Source organism: Luteipulveratus mongoliensis, assembly GCF_001190945.1.
GTDB classification, from domain to species: domain Bacteria; phylum Actinomycetota; class Actinomycetes; order Actinomycetales; family Dermatophilaceae; genus Luteipulveratus; species Luteipulveratus mongoliensis.
The window spans coordinates 157,102-182,109 of the sequence record NZ_CP011112.1; the positions used below are offsets into that span (position 1 = coordinate 157,102).

At 66.5% G+C, this 25,008-nt stretch carries 25 protein-coding genes; 9 read left to right on the plus strand and 16 right to left on the minus strand.

The features are described 5' to 3' along the window. Positions 1-7 precede the first annotated feature (7 nt). Positions 8-580, plus strand: coding sequence for a CGNR zinc finger domain-containing protein (locus VV02_RS00780; RefSeq protein WP_052589282.1), 573 nt, complete (start codon positions 8-10; stop codon positions 578-580). A gap of 209 nt (positions 581-789) precedes the next feature. On the opposite strand, the gene VV02_RS00785 is transcribed toward VV02_RS00780, so the two are convergent. After that, positions 790-1,578 carry a class I SAM-dependent methyltransferase gene (locus VV02_RS00785; RefSeq protein WP_052589283.1) on the minus strand — a complete coding sequence of 263 codons (789 nt, stop codon included), beginning with the start codon at positions 1,576-1,578 and terminating at the stop codon, positions 790-792. A gap of 201 nt (positions 1,579-1,779) precedes the next feature. Between VV02_RS00785 and VV02_RS00790 the strand changes: the two genes are divergently transcribed. After that, positions 1,780-2,328, plus strand: a complete 549-nt coding sequence (locus tag VV02_RS00790) for a hypothetical protein (protein WP_052589284.1) — start codon at positions 1,780-1,782, stop codon at positions 2,326-2,328. After that, positions 2,315-3,178: a hypothetical protein gene (locus tag VV02_RS00795; RefSeq protein ID WP_052589285.1), complete on the plus strand. Its 864-nt coding sequence runs from the start codon at positions 2,315-2,317 to the stop codon at positions 3,176-3,178. Before VV02_RS00790 ends, VV02_RS00795 begins: the two co-directional genes overlap by 14 nt. Before the next feature lie 13 nt (positions 3,179-3,191). On the opposite strand, the gene VV02_RS00800 is transcribed toward VV02_RS00795, so the two are convergent. Genes VV02_RS00800 through VV02_RS00805 form a run of 3 tightly spaced genes read right to left on the minus strand, consistent with a single transcriptional unit; the run spans position 3,192 to position 4,377 of the window. Further along, positions 3,192-3,611: a hypothetical protein gene (locus tag VV02_RS00800; RefSeq protein ID WP_052589286.1), complete on the minus strand. Its 420-nt coding sequence runs from the start codon at positions 3,609-3,611 to the stop codon at positions 3,192-3,194. After that, positions 3,608-3,883, minus strand: coding sequence for a WhiB family transcriptional regulator (locus VV02_RS25815; protein ID WP_218917325.1), 276 nt, complete (start codon positions 3,881-3,883; stop codon positions 3,608-3,610). The genes VV02_RS00800 and VV02_RS25815 overlap by 4 nt, the downstream gene beginning before the upstream one ends. Positions 3,884-3,888: 5 nt before the next feature. Then, positions 3,889-4,377, minus strand: coding sequence for a hypothetical protein (locus VV02_RS00805; protein ID WP_157063206.1), 489 nt, complete (start codon positions 4,375-4,377; stop codon positions 3,889-3,891). 254 nt (positions 4,378-4,631) lie between these two features. Between VV02_RS00805 and VV02_RS00810 the strand changes: the two genes are divergently transcribed. After that, the gene (locus VV02_RS00810; protein ID WP_052589288.1) at positions 4,632-5,891 is read left to right on the plus strand and encodes an NsdA family TPR-like regulatory protein; all 1,260 of its coding nucleotides are present in this window, start codon (positions 4,632-4,634) and stop codon (positions 5,889-5,891) included. Here VV02_RS00810 and VV02_RS00815 read toward each other — a convergent pair. After that, the gene (locus VV02_RS00815) at positions 5,872-6,531 is read right to left on the minus strand and encodes an HAD family hydrolase (RefSeq protein WP_052589289.1); all 660 of its coding nucleotides are present in this window, start codon (positions 6,529-6,531) and stop codon (positions 5,872-5,874) included. The genes VV02_RS00810 and VV02_RS00815 overlap by 20 nt on opposite strands. A 477-nt stretch (positions 6,532-7,008) precedes the next feature. On the opposite strand from VV02_RS00815, the gene VV02_RS27265 reads away from it, so the two are divergent. Beyond that, on the plus strand, positions 7,009-7,410 hold the full coding sequence (locus VV02_RS27265; protein ID WP_342667810.1) for a DUF4913 domain-containing protein: 402 nt from the start codon (positions 7,009-7,011) through the stop codon (positions 7,408-7,410). Here VV02_RS27265 and VV02_RS26240 read toward each other — a convergent pair. The 3 genes from VV02_RS26240 to VV02_RS27420 all read right to left on the minus strand — a co-directional run bounded on the left by VV02_RS26240 (position 7,298) and on the right by VV02_RS27420 (position 11,044). Continuing rightward, positions 7,298-7,963: a hypothetical protein gene (locus VV02_RS26240; RefSeq protein WP_052589290.1), complete on the minus strand. Its 666-nt coding sequence runs from the start codon at positions 7,961-7,963 to the stop codon at positions 7,298-7,300. The two genes, VV02_RS27265 and VV02_RS26240, sit on opposite strands and share 113 nt — an antisense overlap. Positions 7,964-9,250: 1,287 nt before the next feature. Continuing rightward, positions 9,251-10,771: an SNIPE associated domain-containing protein gene (locus tag VV02_RS00835; protein WP_083449810.1), complete on the minus strand. Its 1,521-nt coding sequence runs from the start codon at positions 10,769-10,771 to the stop codon at positions 9,251-9,253. 39 nt (positions 10,772-10,810) lie between these two features. Further along, positions 10,811-11,044 (minus strand): DUF4113 domain-containing protein, encoded by a 234-nt coding sequence (locus tag VV02_RS27420; protein WP_083449811.1) that lies wholly within the window; start codon positions 11,042-11,044, stop codon positions 10,811-10,813. A gap of 129 nt (positions 11,045-11,173) precedes the next feature. Between VV02_RS27420 and VV02_RS00840 the strand changes: the two genes are divergently transcribed. Then, the gene (locus VV02_RS00840; RefSeq protein ID WP_052589293.1) at positions 11,174-11,809 is read left to right on the plus strand and encodes a hypothetical protein; all 636 of its coding nucleotides are present in this window, start codon (positions 11,174-11,176) and stop codon (positions 11,807-11,809) included. A 115-nt stretch (positions 11,810-11,924) separates the two neighbouring features. Here the strand turns inward: VV02_RS00840 and VV02_RS26245 are convergent, their stop codons facing one another. The 3 genes from VV02_RS26245 to VV02_RS00855 all read right to left on the minus strand — a co-directional run bounded on the left by VV02_RS26245 (position 11,925) and on the right by VV02_RS00855 (position 15,803). Next, entirely contained in the window at positions 11,925-12,212 is a 288-nt protein-coding gene (locus VV02_RS26245; protein WP_218917327.1) for a hypothetical protein, read from the minus strand. A gap of 154 nt (positions 12,213-12,366) precedes the next feature. Further along, a complete protein-coding gene (locus tag VV02_RS00850; protein ID WP_052589295.1) occupies positions 12,367-14,163 on the minus strand; it encodes an AAA family ATPase in 1,797 nt (598 codons plus the stop codon). A gap of 425 nt (positions 14,164-14,588) precedes the next feature. Continuing rightward, a complete protein-coding gene (locus VV02_RS00855) occupies positions 14,589-15,803 on the minus strand; it encodes an ATP-binding protein (RefSeq protein ID WP_052589296.1) in 1,215 nt (404 codons plus the stop codon). 95 nt (positions 15,804-15,898) lie between these two features. Between VV02_RS00855 and VV02_RS00860 the strand changes: the two genes are divergently transcribed. Then, a complete protein-coding gene (locus VV02_RS00860; protein WP_169787614.1) occupies positions 15,899-16,909 on the plus strand; it encodes a GNAT family N-acetyltransferase in 1,011 nt (336 codons plus the stop codon). A gap of 14 nt (positions 16,910-16,923) precedes the next feature. Here VV02_RS00860 and VV02_RS00865 read toward each other — a convergent pair whose 3' ends face one another. Next, on the minus strand, positions 16,924-17,442 hold the full coding sequence (locus tag VV02_RS00865; RefSeq protein WP_052589298.1) for a pyridoxamine 5'-phosphate oxidase family protein: 519 nt from the start codon (positions 17,440-17,442) through the stop codon (positions 16,924-16,926). Positions 17,443-17,936: 494 nt separating this feature from the next. Here VV02_RS00865 and VV02_RS00870 point away from each other — a divergent pair, with 494 nt between their 5' ends. Next, positions 17,937-19,967 carry a vWA domain-containing protein gene (locus VV02_RS00870; protein WP_052589299.1) on the plus strand — a complete coding sequence of 677 codons (2,031 nt, stop codon included), beginning with the start codon at positions 17,937-17,939 and terminating at the stop codon, positions 19,965-19,967. A 158-nt stretch (positions 19,968-20,125) separates the two neighbouring features. Here VV02_RS00870 and VV02_RS00875 read toward each other — a convergent pair whose 3' ends face one another. The 3 genes from VV02_RS00875 to VV02_RS00885 all read right to left on the minus strand — a co-directional run bounded on the left by VV02_RS00875 (position 20,126) and on the right by VV02_RS00885 (position 22,840). Next, positions 20,126-21,247, minus strand: a complete 1,122-nt coding sequence (locus tag VV02_RS00875) for an oxygenase MpaB family protein (RefSeq protein WP_052589300.1) — start codon at positions 21,245-21,247, stop codon at positions 20,126-20,128. Between the two features lie 115 nt (positions 21,248-21,362). Next, complete coding sequence (locus VV02_RS00880) at positions 21,363-22,118, minus strand: class I SAM-dependent methyltransferase (RefSeq protein WP_052596372.1); 756 nt, start codon at positions 22,116-22,118, stop codon at positions 21,363-21,365. Positions 22,119-22,132: 14 nt separating this feature from the next. Continuing rightward, positions 22,133-22,840, minus strand: coding sequence for a VC0807 family protein (locus VV02_RS00885; RefSeq protein ID WP_052589301.1), 708 nt, complete (start codon positions 22,838-22,840; stop codon positions 22,133-22,135). A gap of 244 nt (positions 22,841-23,084) precedes the next feature. Here VV02_RS00885 and VV02_RS00890 point away from each other — a divergent pair, with 244 nt between their 5' ends. After that, entirely contained in the window at positions 23,085-24,002 is a 918-nt protein-coding gene (locus VV02_RS00890) for a GNAT family N-acetyltransferase (protein WP_052589302.1), read from the plus strand. A 5-nt stretch (positions 24,003-24,007) separates the two neighbouring features. Here the strand turns inward: VV02_RS00890 and VV02_RS00895 are convergent, their stop codons facing one another. Further along, positions 24,008-24,925: a PD40 domain-containing protein gene (locus VV02_RS00895; RefSeq protein WP_052589303.1), complete on the minus strand. Its 918-nt coding sequence runs from the start codon at positions 24,923-24,925 to the stop codon at positions 24,008-24,010. Positions 24,926-25,008: the final 83 nt, after the last annotated feature.

The following is a 25,008-nucleotide window of genomic DNA, read 5'->3' on the forward strand; positions in this document are numbered from 1 at the left end:
TGGTTCCATGCCTGTTGAGCTCCCTGACTTCCGCCTCGGCAGCGTGCTGGCGACCAGCTTCACGGCGACGCTGACGGAGCGTCAGGGCGACTCGGTGGAGCGCATCCCGACGCCGCAGCGACTCATCGACTGGCTGGCCATCTACGGCTTGGCCGTGGACTCCTGCACCGCCGCTCAGCTCAAATGCGCACGCGGGCTCAGGGAGTCGATCCACGCCGCCGCGACAGCAGCCGCGACCGAGGACACGCTCCCGGCCGCTGCTGTCGAGATCATCAATGACCGCAGCGTGCAGGGTCAGGCCGCAGCGGTCCTGACACCCGAGGGCGAGTGGCAGTGGCGGCTCGGCTCGTCCAGTGTGGAAGATGCCCTCAGCGTGATCGCCGCCGACGCGATCAGCATCATTGCGGGCGAACGAGCCGGGAAGTTGGCCCTATGCGCGTCACCGACCTGCCAGGCCGCGTTCTTCGACACCAGCCAAAGTCGTACGCGCCGATGGTGTGACATGGGTACGTGCGGGAACCGCGAAAAGAAGGCGCGCTTCAACGCCAACCACGGCAAGAAGGCCCGATCGACGGGGTGATTGACCATGCTGCTGCACGACGCGAGCCAATCACGTTGTGTGAGAAGGATATTCGCCCAGGTGCGGCGCGCGTACAGATCAGCATCGGGAAGCGTATGACATGCCCATGAAGCCCTAGAGAGTTCATCTCTTGTGGACCGGGTCGACTGCGCGGTCTTCTCTACGGCGGCGGGCATCCACCAGTTCGCCACCTGAGGACGAGCAATCACTCACGTCGAGGGTGGCTTGGCCGCTCGGGTCGCGATGTAGGCGGGGAAGTGCTGGGCCGTGACATCGGCGTGGTGCGGCGCTTCGCTGAGGTGGGTGAGGATGAATCCGGCGGCCAGCTGCCCGCCGATCTGCTCGGTCAGCGAGTGGCTGTACTCGATGGGGCCGGTCCCGTACGCCCGCATCCGGTCGGCCTCCGAGAGATCGAGCGAGCTGAAGGGAAGCCGGTGGCGCACCACGAGCTCGTCACGGTCGAGCGCCGCTTCGTCGAAGAGGTAGACGTCCGGGTTCATGAATCCGGTCATCAGTGTCCCGCCGGGGCGCAGCACGCGGAACGCCTCGGCCCAGACCGGCGTGAGGTCGGGGCAGAACACGTTCGACACGGGGTTGACGATGACGTCGAACTCGGCGTCGTCGAAGGCACCGAGGTCGCGCATGTCGCCCAGGACGGTGCGCAGCGCCACACCCTCACGAGCGGCGACCTCGTCGTCGCGCGACAGCTGCTTGGGCGAGTTGTCGAGCACGGTCACCACGGCACCCGCAGCCGCGAGGACCGGGCCTTGCTGTCCCCCGCCCGACGCGAGGCAGAGCACGCGGGCACCGGCCAGCTCGGCGGGGAACCAGTCGCGCGGTGTGGCCTCATGACCGATGAGCACCACGGACCACTCGCCTTCACGGGCACGAGCGATGACCTCCGGGCTCACCGGCCGAGACCACTCGATGTCGTTGTCGGCCAGGCGATCCCAGGCAGCACGGTTGTGCGCGACCGGGTCAAAGTCTGCTGCAGCCACACGGCACCGTAACCCGGGTGCGGTCCGAAACGGATCGCCACAGAGCGATCCCGTTGTGCCACGGCGATGCAGGCTCGGCATCTCATGCGCGCTCCGGGAGTGGGCGTTCTGACATGGAGCGGGTGCAGTGAGCAACAATCAGGGACAGGTATGCGCTCTCGGCCCAGGCGTCCCTGAGCCGACGACAAGGGGAGACGAGACGTGGGTGACGATCGGCCGTACACCGCTGAAGAGCTGGCGCAGATGGAGCGCGATCAGCAGGACCCCGAGTTCGTGGCCTGGCTTGCGGCGATGGATGAGGACCTGCGGGTCTTCTTCGAGCAGGACGTGCCGGACATGCCTGAGAACCCGTGGTCAGAGGAAGGCTTGCGGCACGCGGAGCAGGCGGCGGTGTCGTTCTTCTGGGCGCACGATCTGGACTGGCCGGAGCGGGAGGTGCGGTTCGCGCGCTACCTGGGCGAAGTGTTCACGCGCAGCTTCGAGGGCTCCTGGAAATGGATCGATGTGCGTGGCGATGGAAAGGCGCCCGTCGTGCGTCGTCCGTCCATGCCCAACTACTTCGAGGTCGCCAACCAGGTCCGCGCCGCGGTGTCCGAACGCTCGGGCGAGACCTGGGCAGAGCTGTTCCGCAACACCCGCAGGTTCCACGACGCATGGGTGGCTGCGGGTCGCTTGGCCCCACAGGATTGGGAGGACTACCGGGTCAAGCAGGACATGAAGCGGCTCGGCGTCAGCGATGACGACGACTGAGCAGGATGAGCGGGAGCGCGAGTTCCTCGGGTACGTCGCACGCAAGGTAGCGCGAGGTGAGGAACCGCGGGACCGCGACGACTACTGGGCCGAACGCGAGGCGTGGACCAGCCGGCGCGCTATCGGCGAGGCATGGGTCGTTCGGATCCACGCCGGGCTCGACTGCCGCGATGATCGTGGGTACGGCCGTGAGGTCTTCGACCGGACTGACCTTGGTCCGCGCTTCCACGACATCCGGGTTCGGCTGGACAAGCCGCTGGCGGTCGAGGCCAAGGCCGGCGGCACGAACGCCACGCACGCGTTGCGGCAGCTGGACAAGGACGCGATCGTGCTCGCCGACCGCGGCACGATGCTGTGGCTGGTGCGGGACATATCCAAGTTCCCACCCCGGGTGCGCGACCGATTGGATGAGCTGCAGCAGGCGTACCCGAGCACGTTCATCGTTCGGGAGATTACCGATCTCAACGAGGGACGTGTCTTCGAGGAGCTGCGAGAGTTGTTGCGTACCAAGGAACTTGAGCACTGGACCATGCGTGAGGCGCAGCTGACTATCGCGGCTAGGCGTGCGAGACGCGACGAACTCGTAGAAGAAGCGAGTGCGGCCGAAGAAGAGCTGGCCGTGGTGGCCGCTCAACGCCAGGAGATACAGAACGACCTCGCGATCGTGCGCGCTCAGCGGGGCGAACGGGCAAGACTGGGCGACCAGACGTCATTGGGCGCCCGTGTCGCTGCGCAACGCGGGCAACAAGCAGGCCCAGCCTCGGGCGACGGATTGGGCCAGCCCTACCTGGCACGCATGGGCCGTGAGATGCAGACAGCGCCCGGTCGGAGTCAGGAGCGCGACCTTTGAGCCGACGGGACAGCTATCGCGTCCCTAGGTGCGTCGATTCAGCGAATTCGGTTGCTGGCGAATGACTTCCGACTCTGTGAGGCCGCCAATCGCAGACAATGCAGTCGCGGTGAGTGAGGTCGGCCAGAGCAAGATAGGTGGCTCGGAGTGGACCGCCTTCGATCCAGACCGGCCCGAGGATGGTGCCGTCCGGCGCCCGCTTGATGCGGGCGACGAGGAACCGCACTCGTAGCGCCCGTCCTGCGTCGGTGACCAGGTGCGGTGCGTGGACGGGTGCGCCGTTCATGAGGTGGTGCATCCGCGCCATCGCGTCGGCGCCGATCCGGCGACGTAGCCCACGGCTGGCGATCGTCGAGAACTCGACGGGTACGTCGACCAGGTGCAGCCCAGCGGCCGCGAGCCGCGAGTGCAGTCCTGTCACGCGGCGTTTCATGGTGTACGCCTCAGGTCGCGTCGGTCCTGCTCGCTGAGTCCGCCCCAGATGCCGTACTCCTGACCGGCTTCTTGTGCGTACGTCAGGCACGCCGCACGCACCGGACAACCTGCACACACGGCAGCGGCATGGGCGCGGTGCTTGCGACGACTTGCGCGCCGGGTCGGCCACCACCGGTCCGGGTCAGCGGCCCCGTTGCACAGCGCGCCGGCCACCAGCCACGGCGGTGGTGCGGGAGCCACGTCAATCGTGTGAAAAGTGTTGGTACTCACTGTGATCACACCCTTGAGACCGAGAGCTGCCGGGCGGCCGTGGGTGGCTCGTCGTCCTCATCAGCCAGGTGTCGCCCGCGGGGGCAGTGCCGGGCCTCGGTGGCTTCCCGGATGGTGTCGCGCAGCCACCGGATGGCGACCTGCTCGCACGACAACCGGCCGAGCCCCGCACGGACCCGGACCTCATTGACCGCCTCGGTCAGCCGGGCGCCCAGGACCGCGTAAGGACCGATCTGTAACCCGCGTGGGTGCGGCGAGTTGCGCTCCAGGTCCTGCCACGCCTGCACCAGGAATCCGTCCAACCGCAGGTGCGCACGCAGATGCTCCACCAGTGCTGGGTCATCCGCAGCGGCGAGCATGTCACCGCGGTGCTTGATCAGTAGCCGCAGCATCGGTGGCTCGTCGTACTCATGCGCCCACGGTTCGTACTCCGCGATGATCGAGGCGGCCCGTCGACGCCGCTCCGCATTCGCTGGTGCGTCCGACCTAGGCACGCCCAGCATCAATAGATCCGACGGCACCCAGTCCGCTACCTCTTCGAACGTTTTCCCCACGCCGTTCATGTTCGCTCCCCTGACAACTGGTGACCACTTGAGATGGGTCCGTGAAGAGCCATAGTGAGGACTTCCATGTCGGGAAGCGAGGGCCCTCAGAGGACGTACAGAGGACTTATTAGCCCGAAGTAGCCCTGAACGACAGAAATAGGACACGATGGCTCGAGTCAGAGACGTATTCGTGGAGGTGCGCTGTGCCCCGCTCCGTTGGAAACACACGGCTGAAGGCCGCCCGGGTTGCTGCCGGGTACAGCTCCCAGCAGGCACTCGCGGACGCCATCACTCGCGCAGCTCAGCAGCGAAGTGTCCGAGGCCTGACTGTTGGCGTTCGACAGATTCGGCGCTGGGAGTCTGCGACGCCGCCCTGGCCGCAGCCCGACGTGCAGGTCGTCCTGACCGACCTGCTGGGGCTGAGTCTGGAAGATCTCGGTTTTACGCCACCGTGGGGACGCGAGGGCAGATCCGATCGGGCCTCATACGTCGCGTCGCGACGAGATGCCGGACCGATGCCTCATATGCCGGTGGCTAGCTTGCAGCCCCCGACGGTCGGCAAGGACTTTCGGGCTATCACGCGGTCACATCGGAACCTGTATTGGTCCGTGACACCGTCCGTCCTTCATCCCGCGGTGCTGGAGCATGCTCGTCTCGGCATCGCGCTTCTGGAGGAGACGGCGAGTCCTGCCCGGCAGCTTCTTGCGGCTGCGCTCGCTGAGTCCTACTTGCTTGCCGGGCGCATCGAGTTCTTCGATCTGAGTCAGCCCGACCAGGCGTCCGAGACTCTGATGCGAGCGCTCCAGGCCGCGAGCCAAGCAGACGACTCATTACTCGGGTCTGCGGTTCTCGCCCACCTTGCGTTCATTCCCGGTTGGGCGGGAGATCCAGAGGCCGCACTCGAGCGCATGGTGGCCGCTCGTGCTTACGCGCGTCGTGAAGAGGCATCGGCCGAGTTCTGGGCATGGCTGGATGCGGTCGAGGCGGAATGCGAAACGCGTTGCGGCCACGCGCGCAATGCGTTGAAGTTGATCAGCGAGGCTGAAGACCGGATGGGGCGTGAGGCGGGTCAGCACACGACACCCGACTGGATGGACTGGTTCAGCCCGACACGTCTCGCGGCCTTCAAAGGCAACACCCTGCTCAACGTCGGCCACCTTCCGCAGGCTCGGCAGACCCTTCAACAGGTGCTGAACGACCTGCCTGCTGAGGACGGCAAGCAGCGTACGGTCATCCTCGGCGACCTCGCGATGATCGAAGCTACCGATGGCCAGCCGGAGCAAGCATGCCAGTACGCGTCTCAAGCGCTCGATCAACTCGCGATCACTTGGTACGCAACGGGACTGGACCGCGTGAGAGAGGTGCGACGAGCTCTCGCAGACTGGCAGAACGAGTCGTGCGTCCGCGACCTGGATGACCGGCTCTATGACTGGGGGACGACGGTCAACGCACTTCTGCGTTGAAGGCTGCAACCCGCTGTGGGAGCTCGACCAGCGAGTCGATCCGCATCGTCGGGATCGCATCAGCGGCTGGGTCGTCCTGCTGGATCGTGCCCCATGGGCCTCGCCGGATCAGGGCGGTCAGCAGGCCTGTCGCGGCAGCAGGGCGGATGTCGTTGTCGAGGCGATCACCGACGTACAAGATTTCGCCAGCTGCGGCGGGCGCGGCCTCAACGACGTGATCGAAGAACGCCGTGTCTGGCTTGGAGGCGCCCCAGTCATCACTGGTCGCGACCATGTCGGTCGGCAGCTCCAGGCCGCGAAGGAGGCCTCCGGCCCGCACTGTCTGATTGCCTGCGATGCCCACCCATAAGCCGTCCGCACGGAGCCGGCTCAGGCTTGCTCGGACGTCCGCGTACAGGTCGTCCTCACCGAACCACTCCGGCTGACCGGCCTCGGCGCGCTTGACTCGCTCCCTCGTCAGGTCGAACCCAGGCTGGAAGACCTGGAACGTCTCTCGGTAGTCACGTCCCTGCGCGATGACCGCCCCGAAGACAGCAGCGAACGTATGCCGCGGCACACCCAACCAGTCCGCCCAAGTCCCGTACTCCCGGGTCTCGTCCACCAGGCACTCACCAACGTCGAAGACCACCGCACGAATCACGCGACAGAGCCTAGATCGTGCTTGTCGATACACGCGCAGCCCGTGTCCGCTGAGGACGTAGCCGGGCGCAGGGCCGCAGGCTGGGCTGAGTGCGAGCGAGGCGACGATCTTCGAGCGATGCGGGTCGGTGAGATCACCGCTCGGCGAGGGAAGTGGGCCGGGCTCGCGACTGCCGGTCTGCCTGCTGACGGCGCCGGTCAGGTGCCCTTAGGATTCGGATGTATTCCTCTGCAGCACTGAAACGTAGGCAGGCACTCAGAGGGCCGGAGATTTCGGCGCCTGCTCGGTCCTACCCAATGGGTACGGATCCAAGCGTGATTCGCGTTCTTCGCCGTCCTGGACGACTCACGGCCCTGGACGGTAACGACGACGCTGCTGCTCGGCGCGGCCGGGATCAGGTGGTGGCGTCGCCGTCAGCGGCGTCCGAGCGCCGACCCGTGCCGTGACGCACATGGGCTGCGACCGAGACCTGGCCCGGTGGTCGGGCGGCTGACCGCGCTGTGGAAGGCGTGCGAGCACCTGCGGCTCGATCCGGCCACCGGACCATCAGTGATGTGGCGTGACCACATGGACCACCACATGAGCGTGATGATGTCCGGCGACGTCGCGTTCGCCGGATGCAGCCAGGACAAGGGCCGTGCCGCACGCAGCGAGCGAAAAGGTCTTGCCGTGCAGCGATCCGCCGGCCGAGCTGTACGCCGTCACCCCGCCCGACCTGTCCCCGCCGGCACCAGGGCCGGCGACCTCGACGGTCCAAGGGCAAGACCTACTCGCGTCCCAGACAGCTGTCAGCCTTCGCGCTCAGCTTCTGCGCCTTCGCGCGCTCTCGTCGTTGCTGGTCCGCTTGCGCCGACCGTGGGGGGATCACGTGATCGATGACCCTGGCGCGCCGACTCGAGTACGTCTGAATCTTGCGTCGACGCATGATGTTGCGAGCCGCCTTGAGTCGAAGTTTCGCCACGACCGCTGGCGTCAGTTCTGTAGCTCGAAGCTCCTGTGCGGCCCAGACCGTGGCTCCGCCGACACACATGGCGATCGACCCGAGGACTATCTCTACGGGGCCGTCGCCACTGATTCCCAGCCGCGCCAGCTCAAAGACTCCCGTGCCGAAGACCACGAGTCCGATCAGAGCGAACACGCTGTAGGCGACGAGCAGGACCGTGAAGAAGCCTCGGCGCCATCTGGGGCCCGGGCCGACCCGGGCCCGGGTGACGAGCTTGCTCGTGTGTCGCTTCCACGCCTCGATGTCCTCTGGCGCCGAGTCCGCCTCTTTCAGCAGCTTCTGCATCTCGACCGCGGCCTTGGCGCGGCGGTAGGGCTGTCGCTGTGTGTACACGGCGGCGATGGAGGTCAGTGCCGTCAGCACGGCGACAAGGGTGGCGATCGAAGGCACCCAGCTCACATGCCAGATCGCGGTTGATGACGCACTCATGACTGGCCCCGCCTCAGCTATCGAGCAGTTTGCTCATCCGTGCGGCCGAGCGTACGGCGCGCACGTGCGGCTGCTCGATCGATCGCCGCGTGAGTCCTTGAGGTACAAGGGCGAAGCCGCTACGACGGATGCACGTCGCTCAGCGGCTGTCGCGGCCCCGGGTTGCTCCAGGCCCGGTGTTCGGCACTCGGAGACGCTTGCTGGCACTTGAGTGCCGACCAACGTCTGCGTCATCGCGGACACCATCGGCGAGCTGCTCCAACTCCGGGTGCTCCCACTCACTCGACGGGGTCACTGGCTGGTCGTCCTGCGACGGCGGCGCATCGTTGGCCAAGACCCACTCCGCCGCCGCGGCCTCCTCCTGCTCGGGCCTGCCGTGCGCCTTACACAGCCGCGGCAGGGTCAGGTCCGCGCCGTACCTGCCGGCAGGTCTCGGCACACCCCGGCCATCCTCGGTGGGGCCGGTGACCGACCACCTCGGACGCCCGTCCTCGGGCTTGACGGACAACGAGCGGTGCCACACGTGGGCCATCGACCATCTGCGGCCCGGCCGGTACGCGCGTCGAGCACATCCGCGCCGGAGGCGTCGCGGTCCTTTATCAGCACCTTGGTGTCGAAGTTGCGGGCCGCCGCATCCAGGTAGTTACCGATCGACGTCGCCTCGTTCATCGACAGAGTGGCCGCCGTAACAGGCCATCACTGGGGTGTCGCCGGCGACCAAATGAGGGTCGGTGTGCACGTTCCGCTCCTCGTCATGGGCGTGCTCCCGGGTGTCGACGACGTAGGTGATCAGACCGCCCATTCGGCTACCGCGAGTCACGTTCGGCATCACCGCAAACGACTCCATCGGGTCGGGGCCTCGACCGACTCCCACACCTGCCGCAGATCGGCCAGGTACGTCACCAACTCGGCGCGCTCGGCGTCCGACAAACCCTTATTGGGGTGGCCGTGGCGCACGATCTGAATCACGTTGTTGCCCAGATTCCCCAGCGACCGGGACAGCTCAAGCAACCGCGTCGGGTTCTCCCGCTACTCGGTGATCGTCTCCGCCGGCACGGCATCGGCCAGGGCCGTCTCTACGAGAAGCTTTGGCACCGTTACTGATTGCTCACGGCTCAGCCGTCTGCCGGACACCCTGGGCACGTCATGGCGTTGCGCAAGGCGCACGCGGACGGGCTACCACCGCTGCCGGCGGTCTACCCGGAGTCGTGGGACGACCACAACGCCCGCCACCACCTTGAGGCCGACGACTCAGGCGAACCGAGGAGGACCAGCCTTGAAAAGGAGCTACGGCGTCGGGATGTGGGCTTCGAATGCCTCACCGGGCCGACTGGCCCGGTACTCGTCTGCCGCGGCCTCCAGCCGGAACTCCAACACCGCCACGTCGTGCGTCTGCAGCGCCTGCAGGACCCGATCGGGCGAGACTCGGAAGAACTCCCGCCGCAGGTTGACCTTGTTGAGCCGCTCGGCGGCGAAGGTGCGGTGCAGCATCGTCTCGACGCCCACAGCGTCATCGCTGAAGAACAACGCGTGCACGTCGAACCTGAACGGCACTGACGCATCCCCCAGCTCCCGGATCCGATCCATCGGCTCCAGCCGCCGTGTCATCCCGATCTTGACGACCTGCTCACCGAACGCGCCGACGTTGGAGATGACGTAGACGTACCCAGCGCGGATGTTCGCCGCCCGGTAGTCCGCCTGCGCGATCTCCTCATCGATGGCCGCGAGCTTAGCCTCCAGCTCCACTGCCGCAGCCTCGTCGCCGCTGTCGCGCAGCCGCTGGATCGAGTTCACGTAGTGGGCTCGCTCCTTGGCCAACCGTTCCTTCTCCTTGGCGATCTCGGCCTCGACAACGCGCTGCTCGCGCAGCTGCGCACGGTATTCCCGCTCGCGCTCCTTCTCCGCCGCGACGGCCTGGAGGTGGCGGGCTGCCAGCTCCAGCTCGCGCAGGCGCAGCTGGTGGTAATCGGCGGTGATGGTCAGGTCGATCATCCGGCCCTGCTTGGCGACCTGCTCCTGCACCTTGGTCAGGCGCTTCAGCGCGGACTCGAGGTTGCCGGCCTTGACTGACTTCACCGCACTCTCCGCCTCGGCGTTGTACCAGCGCAGCATGATGCGGCTCATCTGCCCGACGAACGTGCGGCCCTTGGCCGAGGAGTTGTTGTAGGTGAAGTTGGTGGTGGCAACGGTGGCGATGCCGGTCTTGTTGGTGGCCTTGATTTGAGCGCGCACCGCCTCCAAGTCGGTCGCGAGCGTGGCAGAGGCCTCCGCGGGGTGCTCGTAGTCGTAGATGCCGAACTCGCTCTCCAGCTCGACGCGGTCGCGGTTGACGACAACCTCATCACGGATCTGGTCGAGCTCGGTGCGGGTCGCCGTCACCTGCTGGGTCAGGTCGGTCTCTGTCGTGCGTAGCTGTTCGGTGCGCCGGGCGACCTCGGCCGCCTCGAGGCCACCGAACTGATCGACCACCGACCGCAAGGTGGCCACCTCTTGGCGTAGGCCGCGGTTCTCCTGCAGGAGCTGACCGGCGACCTTCTTGGCGTTGAAGGCGGTGACCTTGACATCCGACTGCACCTGCAGCGCCGGTGAGCTCGTGGCGCCGCCACCAGGGCTGCTGCTGTGTACTGCAGCGGATGGCTGGTCGGTGGACGTCGTTCGATCGGGCGCGGGAGCCGAGTCGATCTCGTCCTGCGTCACCTGCCCAGAACGGGAGACCTGGTTCGTCCAGGACGAGCCGTCCCACCACCGGTACTCATACCGGCCCCAAGGATCGGGGTGCCAACCCGGCGCAGCAGTTGATGTCGACATGCCGTCCCCCTCCACCTACCCCTAGAACCGCAGCGTAAGTCAGTGCGTGGACCCGGACGGAGTGATCGGCGAACACGAGCACCGCCTCGGCCGCACGTTGCGTCGGCACGCACTCGACCGGAGGTCCGGTTCTGACCTCGCGCAGCTCGCCCACCGTGTCGTCGCCTGACGCGACAGCATCTCGCGGCGCGTCTCCCATCTCCGCCTGCCACGCAGTCCAATGGCGCCGAATCCCACTGTCCCGCCGTCGAATCGGGCCTCGATGTCATCCACGGTCTTCCCTGCGCCGCCAAGCCAGCACGTTCACACCCATGTTCGATAGGGCACCACGCGCTCCTGGACCAGACCCGAAGACCGAGACACTGAACCACGCCGTCAACAGAGGAAAACGGAGACAAACTCGTGGTCCCCATCGTCATCTCAGTCCTGGCACTCCTTGTCTCGGTCGGCACCGCCGTCCACACCTTCCGGCGCAACGTTCAGGCCGACATCCGAGGTCTGCTCACCGAGCTCACCTCCACCGACGCCGCAGCAGCGCGCACCCGCATCGCGACCGCCGCCCACGACGAGGAACTGACCGGCAAGGACATCTCGGACGCACAGATACGCCAGGACGTCTTCCTGCTGCTCTGGCGCATCCAACGGCTCGCGCTCCACCGCAAGGTCATCCAGGGCACCGCGCTCGTCGTCGACGAGACGGCACTGCTGTACCAACACCTCGAGCACATCAACACCGACATCAACATCGTCTTCAAAAGACGAGCCCACCTGACCGGCTTCGATGAGTCCGTCCAGCTGGCCAACGCAGCGATCCAGGGCCTGCCGGACGTGCGGGACTCCTGGGAGGTGAAGGTGCGGGCGGCCCCCCGAATCCTGCTGGCGTTCAACGGGATCGAGCCACAACCGTCAACTCCGCTGCCGACTCTGCTGGAGCTGCTGTGCACCCCGAGTACCTTCCTGGCCAGGGCGATCGTCGTACGCCTCCGCCGTTGGAACCTGTGGCTTCGTACCCGACTGAGCCGCCGGCTACCGCGCTGACCGAGTCGGATGAGCCCGTCAGACCTCCTCGCTGAGCTTCTCAGGTCGTCCGGGCTTTGAAGCTGTCAGGCACCGCTGACATGCCGTGTCACTGGTCGCTTGATGTGTGCGGCTCTCAGCGCCGCAGCGTCTCACGAACCCGTGCGTGTCTGAAGCGATAGGTCATGCCGAACCGCCGAAGCAATCCAGAGTCGTTGGCTCGAGATAGCAGCTCCAGCAAATTCCACGGCAGCTGCCGGGTTACCGAGAACCACAGTAGGCCGAGGTAGTAGCGTCCACCTGCCGACACAAGGACCCCGCCGATCACTGGAAACATGATCAACTGCGAAACGGTAATGGCAAGCAGGATGATGCCCTGCGGTGAGCTCGTCCAAGGTGCGATCCACCAGTCGTCCCATGGCATGGACGGCCTCGTTCCGCCGAAGCTGTTGATTGCCCACACGAATCCGAGCAAGGTGGTAGTCCACAAAGCCGCCGCGAGTGCCCCGGCCGCGATGTTGCTATGAATATCGCGGCTGCTTGATATTCCAGAACTTATCGCTGGTCGCTTGTTGGCGCTAAGAAGAAGAGCGGTCGAATAGGGTGGCCAGAATGAATGATCCGGCCTGCGCTGTTGGCCGATAATACAGCGAACCATCCGAACGATGCCCCGACAGAATGACCGGCAATATCGGAATGAGAGTTACGAGGATCGCGACAGGTATCGTTGCCCATGACCAGCGAAACCCCACTTTCCTTGGCACCGTTCGACCCTCACTCGAACGCCGGAAACCGATCCGGCCAAGAAGCTCTCGGTGAGAATCGAGCGCATCAGCCATAAACATCACGATACCCATGGCAATTGCCACATTCAGGGCAATGGCGACGGCCGCAACGCCCGCCATTATCGTGGCCGTGCCGAATGACTCCGAAAGCCCTTCCAAGAACACGATCACCCCCATCGTGGCGCCCAATCGAATCGGAACGGATGTCAAAACGTAACCAACCGCCGATTCAGTGATCCGCTTCCTCGGAACGCACGCCAAAACAATTGCGGCCAACTCTATTCCGAACGGCGTGGCAAGATCTGAGTATTGGGAATCGATCTGATACCAGTAGCTGAGTAGGCCGACTCGGACAGCGTCAAGGACGCCGAACACCACTCCAGCAATAGTGGCGCCCAAAAGAATCGTCGCCCAGTACGGCGCGACATCTCCTACATCCCACCATGCAAAGTCGTCGAGTCCGGTTCGGTCCTGAACCTTCGCAATGGTGCGCAAACTCCTGCGGTCTCGTTCCTTGCGAGACCTAGTGCTCGTTGCGGAACTGAGCATCGACTCCACCCCAGCCGCCATGAGTGACGCCTCAACCTCGACCTGCGTAGCCGACTGAGTAACGAGTTCCGCCGGCGCGCCATGGCCCGCTCGGGCGAGATTCCGCGCAAACGTGAGGTAGAGCGGACGGCTGAGGACCATGTAGGCGGCCGAATCTCTGCCGCCCTCAATTCGATCTGCGACCCTAAGCCAGTCAGAGTTCTGCGCGCCAGAGATCCTGAGCTCTCGGGCGACGAGAACCTCGTCGAGTGGCTCTATGGTGATGATCTCAACCAAGTTGTCATGGGGGGATTCGATTAGACGCAGTCGGCTCTCTCGCGTGAATATGATCCAGTTGCGGAGTCCTGACTCGCGCAGCTTTTCGACGAAGTCTTCCGATTGCTCGAGTGCCATCTCGTCGAGGCCGTCAAGGAGTAAATAAATCTTTCCCTGTGCGAGCATCCTCGCGATCTGCTCATGGTCACTCCGAGATCCCGTGTGGCGCCGCAAGGTTTCGTTGATCCTCCGCGCAAGCCAGTCGCCGACGTCCTCGGCCGAGTTCCACGTGCTAAGCGCCACCCTGATGGCCGCATCACCCTCGCGTGCTCTGCCCAAGGCTATCTCCTGCGCCAGGGTGGTCTTTCCTGACCCTTCCGGGCCGACCACGACCGCTGGTCCGGCTGCCGACGCGAGGCGCGACCGCAGGACAGGTGAATCGACTGGTCGGCCCGATCTGGAGGAGGTCCATGAGAGGCTCAGGTGGTCCTCAGGGCCAGCGATGCGAGAGTCCATTGTTCGCCACGACTCTAGTCCAACGGCATGCGCGGCAGCGACGATTGCTGATTCGCTGGGACGCTCGCCGCCGTTTGTTATCCGCGCGTGGATTGCCCCGATGATGCCTCCTGTTTCCAAGGTCAGAGACAGGAAAGTGTCAAGCTTTCCCGCCGCCTCGCCGCGAGCTGCTTGGAAGACCATCACCATGAGGGCGACCCCGAGGTAGAGCCAGACGGGAACACGATTTCGCATGAGCAACATCTTGCCGAAGCCATCAATCGGGCCCACGGCGACCCTCGGTGACTCCGACTGTCATGACGCGCTCGATATGTCAGTGGTCGGGCCTGCTGCTCGACCGAGAAAGTCCACCAACGGTGCGCCAGTCCCGGACGCTTCCGGCCGCCAACTGCAAAGTTATGCTCAGCCGACGTGGCCGGGCAGACCTTCGGCGCTGACCGGATCGTCGTCACCAGCAGGTTCTCACCGTGACTTGCTTGTAGACGAGCTTGCTGACTGACATCATCCCTGCCGCGTTCGGGTGGTGCAGGCACACCTTGAACAGATCGGATGAACGGCTCTGGACCCAGGCCGTGCGAGCGGCGCAAATCGGCAACGCGCGACTCCTTCAACTGGTCGTCGATCGATCAAGTGTCTTCTGTCTCACGTGTCTCGAACTCGTCAGTAAGTTCCAAATTTGTCCCGCTGACCGCCACTCAGGTGTGGGCGCGGAGGTAGCGTCCGAAGTGGGGGACGGTGAACGCGATCCGGCCGCGCTCTCCGGAGTAGATCAGACCCTTCTTCAGCAGCGCATCCCTTGCAGGAGAAAGGGATTGGGGCTTCCGACCCAGGATCACCGCAACGTCGGACGTCGGCACCGACTCGATCTCGTCGAGCTGCTCGTCAGCGTCCTCCGCGATCGCGACGGCCGCATCGGCCATGGCTCGGAGGTACTCGCGCTCGCCGGGAGTCGCTCTCTCGTAACGGGATCCGAAGAATCCGACCGCCAGCTCCGACTCAGCCTCAGGAGCAGCAACGGCAATATCGGAGCCCGTGATCGGCGACCGCGGCGCCACGTCCCAGGCGACTTTGCCGTACGCCTGGATGAAGTACGGGTAGCCGCCGGTCGCGACGTACATCGCCTCCAACGCCTCGGGCGTGAAGTCCGCATCCTCTTCCTTGGCCGGCATCTGCAGCGCCCGGTCGGCGGCGTCGCGCGGGAGACGATCGATGCGGGCGTACCGAAAGAGCCTCTCGCTGTAGGACTTTGACGCCGAGAGCACTGCGGGGAGGTGCGGCAGTCCGGCGCCGACAACGATCACTGGAAGCGACGACTGGCTGATCTCGTGGCACGCCGCGCACAGTGCGGACACGTCGTCCGGGTGCAGGTCCTGCATCTCGTCGATGAAGATGCCGATGCCCTTGCCGACGTCGGCCGCGAGCCCGCCCACGTCGGAGAGCAGCTCGACGAGGTCGATCTCGATGTCGCCCGAGTCAGCGCGCCCCGACACGGCCGGCGCGTCGATGCCCGGGTTCCAACGGTCGCGCAGCTTGGCGCCCGGCTCGACCGCGCGGTGGGCGAACGACTTGATGACGCCAAGTACGTGGTCGACGTCGTCAGCCTGCGGGTGGCCGAGCTCGCGTACGGCAACGTGGAGTGCCGCGGAGAGCGGTCGGCGCAGGCGCTGCTCGGGTCGCGCCTCGAGCTTGCCGGTGCCCCAGTCCGCGCGGACCGCGGCCGAGCGCAGCGCGTTGAGCAGCACCGTCTTACCGACGCCGCGCAGACCGGTGAGGACGACCGACCGCTCGGGGCGGCCGCGCGCGATGCGCTCGATGACGACCGCGAACGTCTCCAGCTCGCTGTCGCGACCGGCCAGCTCGGGTGGGCGCTGGCCCGCGCCCGGGGCGTACGGGTTCCTGATCGGGTCCACGATTGCAGCGTATGGGCGGCTCTAGCGTGAACCCGAGATTTCCCTAGCGAACCCGATCGCGTGTCGCGCAGCTCGTGGCGACGTAGTTTGCTGTGGTGCCCGTCAACCAGCTCGACGTCACCGACGAAGCCGCCCTTCGGCAGGCCCATGCAGCGACCGAGCGGTCCGCGGCCGTCGACCGTCCGTGGTTCGAGCCACAGCCGTACGACGAGTGGGTCGCGGAGGTGCGGCACCTGGACGCGGGCGAGCGCCAGGAGTGGTGGGCGGCGTACGACGGTGGTCAGGTCGTCGGGACCGCCCACGCCTCCGTCCCGCTGTGGAGCAACACGTGGGTGGTCTGGGTGACGCTGCACGTCGACCCCGACTTCCGCGGGCAGGGCCACGGCACGGCCTTGGTCGAAGCCCTCGTCGAGCGCACCCGCGAGCTCGGGCGCACCAGCCTGATGGTCGAGTTCCACGTGCCGGGCGACGACCTGGAGGGCCACCCGTACCGCCGCTTCGCGACAGCTCGCGGATTCGAGCCGATCTGGGTCGAGAACGTCCGCCACCTGCCGCTGCCCGTGCCCGACGACCTGCTCGACCGGACGGGCGAGAGGTCCGCGAAGGCCGCGACGGCGTACGACATCCAGGTGTTTGCGGGGCGCGTGCCGGTGGAGCACCTGCCCGGGAGGTGCGAGCTGCACAGCCTGCTCGGTGTCGATGCACCGACCGGGAGCGTGCAGTTCGAGGCCGGGGCCATGACGCCCGAGCGGATGCGGTCACGGGACGCCCTCGAGGAACAGCAGGGGCGCGTACGCCTGACTGCGCTGGCCATCGCGCGTGACACTCGGGCCGTCGCAGCGCACTCAGACCTCGTCGTCCCGCCGGCGCCATCGACCCAGGTCTGGCAGTGGGGGACGTACGTGCACCGCGATCACCGGGGGCACCAGCTCGGCATGGCGACGAAGGTCGCCAACCTGCGCTACCTGCAGGAGCACTTCCCCGGACGAACCCTCGTGCGGACGAGCAATGCGGACAACAACGCCCACATGGTCTCGATCAACGAGGACCTCGGCTTCGAACTGGTCGAACGCGCCCCGCGCATGGGGCGGACCGTCTCAGAGTGAGCGGGTGCCGACGTTTACGAGGGCGCGCGCCAGATCTGCCGTGGTTTGTATCCGTCGCGGCGTAGCCAGTGCTCGGTGTAGACGATCCGAGTCGGCGTGATGATCGTGAGCGGGTCGCGGGGTGGTTCGTCGACGGGACGGCCACGCTCGACGTGGTCGGACTGCCATCGGAATGCTTCCCAGTAGTCGTCGGCACCGGGGTCATCGCGTTCGAGCGTGCGTGCGGTGCCGAAGACCTGCGCGCCACGGCTACTGGCCTGGCCGACCAGCGGCGCAAAGATGCCGACCGAAACCCTCGGGTCGCGGCGCAGGTTGCGTGACTTCGATGAGGCGTTCCAGCTGGTGTACATGATCTCGAGCGCGAGGTTGTAGAACCGCACCGGCGTTGCCGCCGGCGACCCGTCGGAGGCGACCGTGGCGATCACGGCCATGTTCTGTGTCGACAGCAGGTTGAGGATCCGCTCCTCAAGCCGCTCTCGAGGCAGGTCTTGGTCAGGAGACGGTCCGGCAAGCCAGGGGTTGGTCAACGGCATACCCGCATCGTGCCGGACCGCTACCGGTCATGCAGGGCGGGGCGGTTGATTCGCCGCCGGTGGCGCCAGCCACTGTGCGGGGCAGCGGTGGACGAGGTCTTCGACGGGCATCCCGCAGTCACGGCAGATGTGCCAGCTGCTGGTGCAAGCGCGATTCTGGCGGATCCACTCCGTCATGAGGCGCTGACTCCTTCTCGCATCGTTGACATCAACAGGGGGAAAAACGCAGCCGCCCCGCGTCAGCTCGCGGCCACAGCGCGCTGACACGGGACGACCGGGGCGCCAACCCGTTCCCACGGAAGACACCCATCCCCACTAATGGAGACGACCGAACCCCTCAGCTCTGTCGCGAGGACACCTCCCCGCCCCTTCACGCAGGTCCGTTCACAGCGGGATCGCCCGACACGAGTTTCGGAACCGACGGAACCGACCGGCGTACGGCGTCGTCTTTGCTTCTGTAAATTTGCTGATGCAAACCTCAGGAGCTGATCCTCATGTCTCGTCGCCTCTTCACCGCCCCACTGCTCGTGGTGTGCGGGCTGGGAGCCCTGGCTGGTACGACGCCTGGCGCCGCCGCGTCGACCGGTTCGGCTCCCGCCTCGCTCGCCTCCACCGCCCCGACAATCACCCCCGTCGAGAACCCCAACGGCAAGCTGATGATGCTGCTGGACTCCTCGGGCTCGATGTCCGCCAAGGACTCCACCGGCAAACCCAAGATCGACGCCGCCCGCTCCGCGCTGCACCAGGTCGTGAACGGCCTGCCGTCCGGCGCCCGGGCCGGGATGCGCGTCTTCGGCGCGACAGTCAAGGACAAGCAGAGCCCGAGCGCATGCACCGACTCCCAGCTCGCCGTCCCCCTGGGGACTGGCAACACCGCCGCTCTCAACAAGGCCGTCGACGCGTACAAGCCGTTCGGCGAGACACCCATGGCGTACGCCATGCAGCAGGCCGCGAACGACCTCGGCCCGAGTGGTCAGCGGAGCATGATCCTCGTCTCCGACGGTGAGGACACCTGCAGCCCCGACCCGTGCAAGGTCGCTCAGCAGATCGCCGACAAGGGCATCGACCTCAAGATCGATGTCGTCGGCTTCCGCGTCACTGGCAAGGCCCAGAAGGATCTCCAGTGCATCGCCGGTGTCGGCCGTGGCTCCTACTACGACGCGGACAACGCGCAGGACCTCACCACAAGCCTGAAAACGTTGAGTACCAGGGCATTTCGGCCGTTCACCGTGACGGGCAAGCCGGTCGCCGGCACGCCCATCATCGACGGCGCGCCCACCGTCACGCCCGGCCAGTGGGTCTCCAAAATCGGCGAGACCAAGGACGAGCGCTACTACCAGGTGAAGCACACGCCCGGCACCACGCTGCACGTGTCGGTCGCCGGTCGGCCCGGTCTCCAGGGAGACCGCAACCCGTCCATCGGAGTCTCGGTCCGGCGTACAGATGGCGACTCGTGCTACGCGAGCGACTCGACCTGGGGCTACGACTGGAGCACGACGGCGATGCCCATTGGCGCCGTCGCCCGAGTCGACGCCAATGACAAGGACTGCGGCCACGTCGAGAACCTCACCATCAAGGTGACGACCGACAGCGGCGGCCAGCCGCAGGAGACTCTCGGCCGGGACGCGATGCCGTTCGAGCTGCGGATCGTCGAGGAGAAGCCGGTCACCAATGTGGCCACCCTGCCGGCGCCCGCGAAGGACGACTACGCGACTCCGAGCGACTGGACGTACGCCCTGAACGGGCTCCCCAAGACCGGCGGCGCCGGCTTCAGCGACGCTCCGACGATCGCCGCGAACACGACCTTCAGCGGCACGCTGCTGCCGGGTGAGGTGCAGATCTACAAGGTGTCGGTGCAGTACGGCCAGACGCTGATCGGTCGTGCCAACGTGGCACCACCGTCGCTGGCCATGAAGTCGGCCATCACCGGTTCGAAGCAGTCACTCGGGGTACGGATCTCACTGTTCAACCCGGAGCGGGAGTCCTACAACAGCTATGACTCCGTGACCATCGGCGAGTACACCGACGACCGTCAGGACCTGGCCCGGAGCATCCGGCCGGTCACCTGGCGCAACCGCGAGGTGGGCTCGAGCCCGTCGTACCTCGCCGGTGACTACTACATCGCCATTGCGGCGCAGAACGTCCCGACCGGTGGTGCGCCGATCAACTTCCTGATCCGCGGTGACGTGTCGGGTACGCCGACCGGCCAGCCGCAGTACGCCGAGCCGGGCACGGCCCAGCCGACCGCACCGTCGACCGACGACCCGACGCCGAGCCCGACCTCCAGCGGTACGACGTCAGCCACCTCTCCCTCGACCGCGGCCACCGAGGCCGGCGCTCCCGTCGCGGGTGGCGGCGACGACGGCGGCCTGCCGATGCCGCTCATCCTTGGCGGTGGCGCAGGGGCACTGGCGCTCCTCGGAGGCGGCGGCGCGTGGATTGCCTTGCGCCGCAAGGAGACTCAGCCCGACGCGAACGGTGAGTACCCCACCCAGAGCTGGCAGCCGCCGTACGGGCAGGGCTGACCACCGACTCCGGCTCGCGGACCTTCCCGCTGCGAGCCGGGCCCGTTCCCACAGACCTTCCCGCTGTGTGGACGGAGGACAGGAAAGGCCGCCACACCGAGTCAGGCCGGTGTGGCGGCTTCCTGCCCGCCCCGGGTCTTTGGGTTATGAAGTCTTGGTTATGAAGCGGTCGGCGCGGCGAACTCGACGACCGAGTCGTGGTGGTGCTCGGCGTACGGCTTGGGTCCCGCCTGGTGCTCGCGCTCGGCGAGGATGTCGGCGTAGATCTCCCGGGGCGTCTGTGAGTGACCGAACGCCTTGCGGGCCTCGGCCGGCGTGTAGGTGCGCGGATTGATCGCCGGCACGTTCGCCAGCACAGGGTCGACGATCGCGGCCGTCTTCGGTGACAGGAACCCGATGAGCAGACGCTCGAGCGTGGCGCTGGAGCCGACGACTCGATGGGCAGGCTTGGCGACGGTGACCGCCGCGATGTCGACGACGCGACTCTGCGGTGTGCCACCCATCTCGCGCATCCACTTCGGGAGCGTCGCGATGACCGCCCGGCTGACGACGGCGTTGACCAGCCACGCGATCGGGTCGGGCGTCGACGGTGGCACGGCGTACAGCGCACCGTTGGCCAGGAACTGGAACATGTCCTGTGCGACCTCGGAGCCGATCAGCTGCGGGCGGTAGTCCTCGAAGTACTGACGGATGCCCTCGCGGGTGCGGGGCACGGAGTCGGGATCTATGGTCTGGAACTCCGCCGCGACCGCACAGTCCTCCCAGTAGCGCGCCTCCTCCTCGGCCGACAGCCGGCCCGGTCCGTAGACCTCGTAGGCGTAGAGGATCGAGTGCCAGGCGGTCAGGTGGATCCACAGCTGCGACTCGGGGTCGTTGGCGTCGTACTGCTGCCCGGTCTCCGGGTCGATGCCGATCGCACGAGAGTGGATCTTCATCAGGATCTCGGACGACTTCAGCACCGTCTCGGCGTCCGCGAACATCACCGTCGCGAAGTACTGCAGCGTGCGGTCGTAGCGCAGGTAGGGGCGCTGCTTCACCTGGCCGCTGTGATCCACCGAGGCGACCAGCAGCGGATCGAGCTCCTCCACCGTGACCGCTCTGGAGAAGCCGACCATGAGCGATGTGGGGTAGGCCCAGACCTTCCACGCGACTGAGTCGGGCCCGAAGAACCCGTAGTCCGCGGCTGGCTCGACCTCGTGCCCCCGAACGAGGTGGGCGACTGCGCCACCCGTCCGACGAGCGGCGTTGAGCGGCTTGCTGCCGAGATCAAGGAGTCCCATGGGGTGCCTGCCCGTCCAGTTGGCGTGTGTGATCCACACCACTGTACAAAAAGAGGCTAGATGTACAAGTGCGCCTGCCCGGACCGTGGGACGACCCCGTCTGAAAGCCCCGTGTCTAGACCTTGGTCGCGACCACCCTGTAGTTCTCGGCCTCAAGATCGAACGTGCTCACGTCCGTCCGGAGTCCGACCTGGTGGAGCTCGACTTCGAGCTCCTCGTGCCGGTAGGGCCAGCAGGACAGCAGCTCCGAGCGGACAAGAACCGACCCAGTCGCATCAAGCTGCGCGATCGCAATCTCGATGTGGTGCTCCTCCTCCCACTGCGGCGCAATGTCCCAGCGGTAGACCACGACGGCATCGCGACCGTTCCGGCGGACGAGTCGGTCACTGATGTCCAGCCGGGGACCTCTGGCTCTCACGAGTTCCCAGGTGCGGGATGTGAGTACCAAGCGCCCGCCAGGGCGCAGCAGTCGTGCCATCGACTCCAGAGCAGCACGCCTCCCTGTCGCGCCCGCGGCATGGTGAAGCGAGTTGCCAACGCAGAACACCATGTCGAACGTGTCGTCCTCGAAATGGTCGGGCAACTCTTCCCAGTTCGCCCGCACGGCCCGGACGGATGCCCCGAACTCCTCAGACAACTCTGCAGTCCGACGAACCATCGCTTCGCTGGCGTCAGTTGCGACAACCTGCATGCCACGACCGGCGAGGCCAACTGCCAACTGTCCGGTTCCGCACGAACAGTCGAGGACGTGAGCGTTCGGCGGCAGGAGACTGAGGACGTCATCGAACGTCGCAACGAACTCGGCTGGAGGCAGCTTTGCCTCCGAGATGAGCCATTCGTAGACGTCGGCAAGCACGTCATAGTCCGTCACAGCCACTACCTCCGTCACGCGGCAGACGCGACGGCCTGCTGGCGTGCCTGGCGGATCGCGACGATCGTGACTGCGGTCATCACGGCGAGTGCCAGGACCTGCACGGCGACCGAGGCCGCGACAGCCACGTCCACGGACGTGGCGTAGATGATGACGATGCGGATGACGGCCTCGGCGATGAGGCCGAGTCCCCACATCGCGGCCAGCTGGACGAACTTGCGCCGAAAGTCCCGTGACTCCGCCCACCCTTGCGCCAGCTCAGCCTTCGACTCCTGGTCGCCGGCGAGGCGGCGCGCGACGGCGTACGTCAGGGGTTTGCCCCACACGCACGAACCGAGGAAGACGACACCGGCGACGAAGGTGACGGCGGCGTTCTTGAGCAGCATGAAACGCGGGTCGCCGGTCAGGAACGATGCTGCTGTCCCGGCCGCGAAGATGAACAGCATGAAGGCGGCGAACGCGTCAATCTCCTTGGTACGCCACATCACCCACAGCAGACGGACTCCGGCGACACCCGTGGCCACGAGCAGCGAGTTGAATGTGCTCATCCCCGCCGAGCGCGCGACGTAGTAGCCCACGACGGGCAGGCCGATGTCCAACAGCAGCATGGTCACCAAGCCTCCGAGTCGGACATCCTTGCCGTACGCGCCCGCCCCCTGCGCGTTGCCCTCGGCCGTCTCGGCGGTCGCCTCGTTCGTCATGATCTGAGCCCCTTCGGTCATGGCGTTCCCGACATCGTCTCAGGCGCGCGTCGACAGAGGTACGGATTCAGCGTGGATGGGTGGCCGTCGCGACGTCGATCCCTGATCTCCGCCGAGAGGCATACCGCTCCACTGAGAGGTACACCTGCCAGGTACGCCTCTCGATCGTTCGATTTGCCTCTCGGCGGGCGCGGGCAACACGTTGGGTCGTTTTCTCCGCACCACCGGTGCGGAGAAGGCGCATAGGCGACCTAGTCTCAAGACCATGGCCACCTCGCGTCCGCCTGCCCACGCTACCGAGCCGCTCACCCCACACCTCCGCCTGCGCCGCATTCGCCAGGGGGACCTCGACCGGCCGGACGTGCTGCGGTGGCACGTCGACGCCGAGGGCTACGCACTGATGAACGAAGAGCCCTACAGCGAGGCGGACGCTCGCGAGATCTTCGGCCGATGGGTGGAGGCGTGGGATCGCGACGGGTACGGCTACTGGTTGGCCGAGCGTCGCGACTCAGGTCAGCTCGTTGGCATCGGCGGGATCCGCAAGGTGAGCGGACCGGGCGGCGAGCCGTACAACAACCTCTACTACCGGCTTGATCCGGCCGCTCGCGGAGAGCACCTGGCAACCGAGATCGCAGCAGCCGCAGCGATTTTCGCGTACGAGTGGCTTCCCGGGATGCACGTCGCCTGCCGGATCAACCCGCGCAACGAGCCTTCCCTGCACACCGCTCTGCGAGCGGGCATGCGCGACATCGGCGAGTGGCGCGAGCCCTCCGACCCCGAGGACCAACCGCCTTCGCGGCTGCTGCGCGGACCCGACGTCCTCACCGAGCCGGTCGAGCCGGGGAGCCCGGCGTACGACGACCTCGCCCGTCTCTGGAACCGCACCCGGCCGTCCGGTCAGGCAGGCCAGGCGGTCGGCCGCCACTCGGCCCCCGCGGCGCCGGTCGAGCTGGACAAGCACCTGTCAGCGTGCGCGGCGGGCTCGGCTCACCTGGTGCGACTCGCCGAGCCGACCCTCGACTCGTGGGACGACCGCACAGCGCATGGACCACTGCTCGGCGTGGGCCTGAGCAACCACGTGCCGGACGGGGCCGACCTGGTGGTCGACCCCGCCCACGAAGGCAGCAACCTCGACGAGCTGCTCGCTGCCAGCCTTCGTTCCGTGCAACGCGCCGGCGTCTGAGCCGGTCAGTCAGCCGCCTTCCAGCTGGTCGGGACGCCGTTGATCCCGGTGCTGTGCTGGTGCCGTCCACCGCGGTCCATGGTCCAGATCTTCGACGCGGCCGTAGGTCCGGTGTCCGAGCTGCTGCCTGGCTCAACGGCGTACGCCAGCTTGGTGCCATCCGGCGACCAGGTGGGATCCGACTCCTGGACGTCGGGAGTGGCGGTCACCTGTCGCACCGAGCCCGTGTTGGGGTTGATCAGGTAGAGGTCGCCCCGCGCCTCCGCTGCGATCTGTCGTCCGTCAGGGCTCCACGCGACCCGGACAGCGCCGGGGAGAGGAATGGTCCGGCGTACGACCTGGCCGTCACCCGAACGGATCCGGATCTTGCCGGTCGAGTCGTCGGGCCAGGGCGTCTCGATGTCTCTCGGCGACGCGGTCGCGAGCCTGGTGCCCGAGGGCGACCAGGAGGCCGCGAGGTCGTTGTCCTCCGACGGCGAGAGCGTGCTGCGGCTGCCGTCGAGGCCGATCCGGCCGATGCCGTCGAACTGGTAAGCGACCGACTGACCATCCGGTGCCCATCGTGGGTAGGACGGCACCGACGGCCCGTCAATCAGCCACTGGTCGCCCGTGCCGTCAGCGTTCATCACCATGACGGAGAACCCAATATCGCCGCCTACGAAGGCGATTCGAGTGCCATCGGGTGAGTACGACGGTGAGGAGTACCACGGCAGCTGCCGGCCGAAGTCCTGGACGCCCTGACCGCTCGGCGTCGAGCTCTTGAGCGCGCCGACCCCGTTGGTCGAGCCGGTCAGGTCGATGTAGAGCAGCCGCCCTCCCGCGCCGCCGCTGCCGTGCGGCGCCGCATCTGCGGCCCCTGTCGAGGTGATACCTGCGGCGAGCGTCAGTGCGAACGCCGCGATGAGTCCCCTGGTTTTGCGCATGTTCGTCTTTCCCCTTATCTGGGCGGCCCGAAGCCGCCTCCCCGTGTGCCCCCATCAGACGGTAACCCCGCATCGTCGTCCTT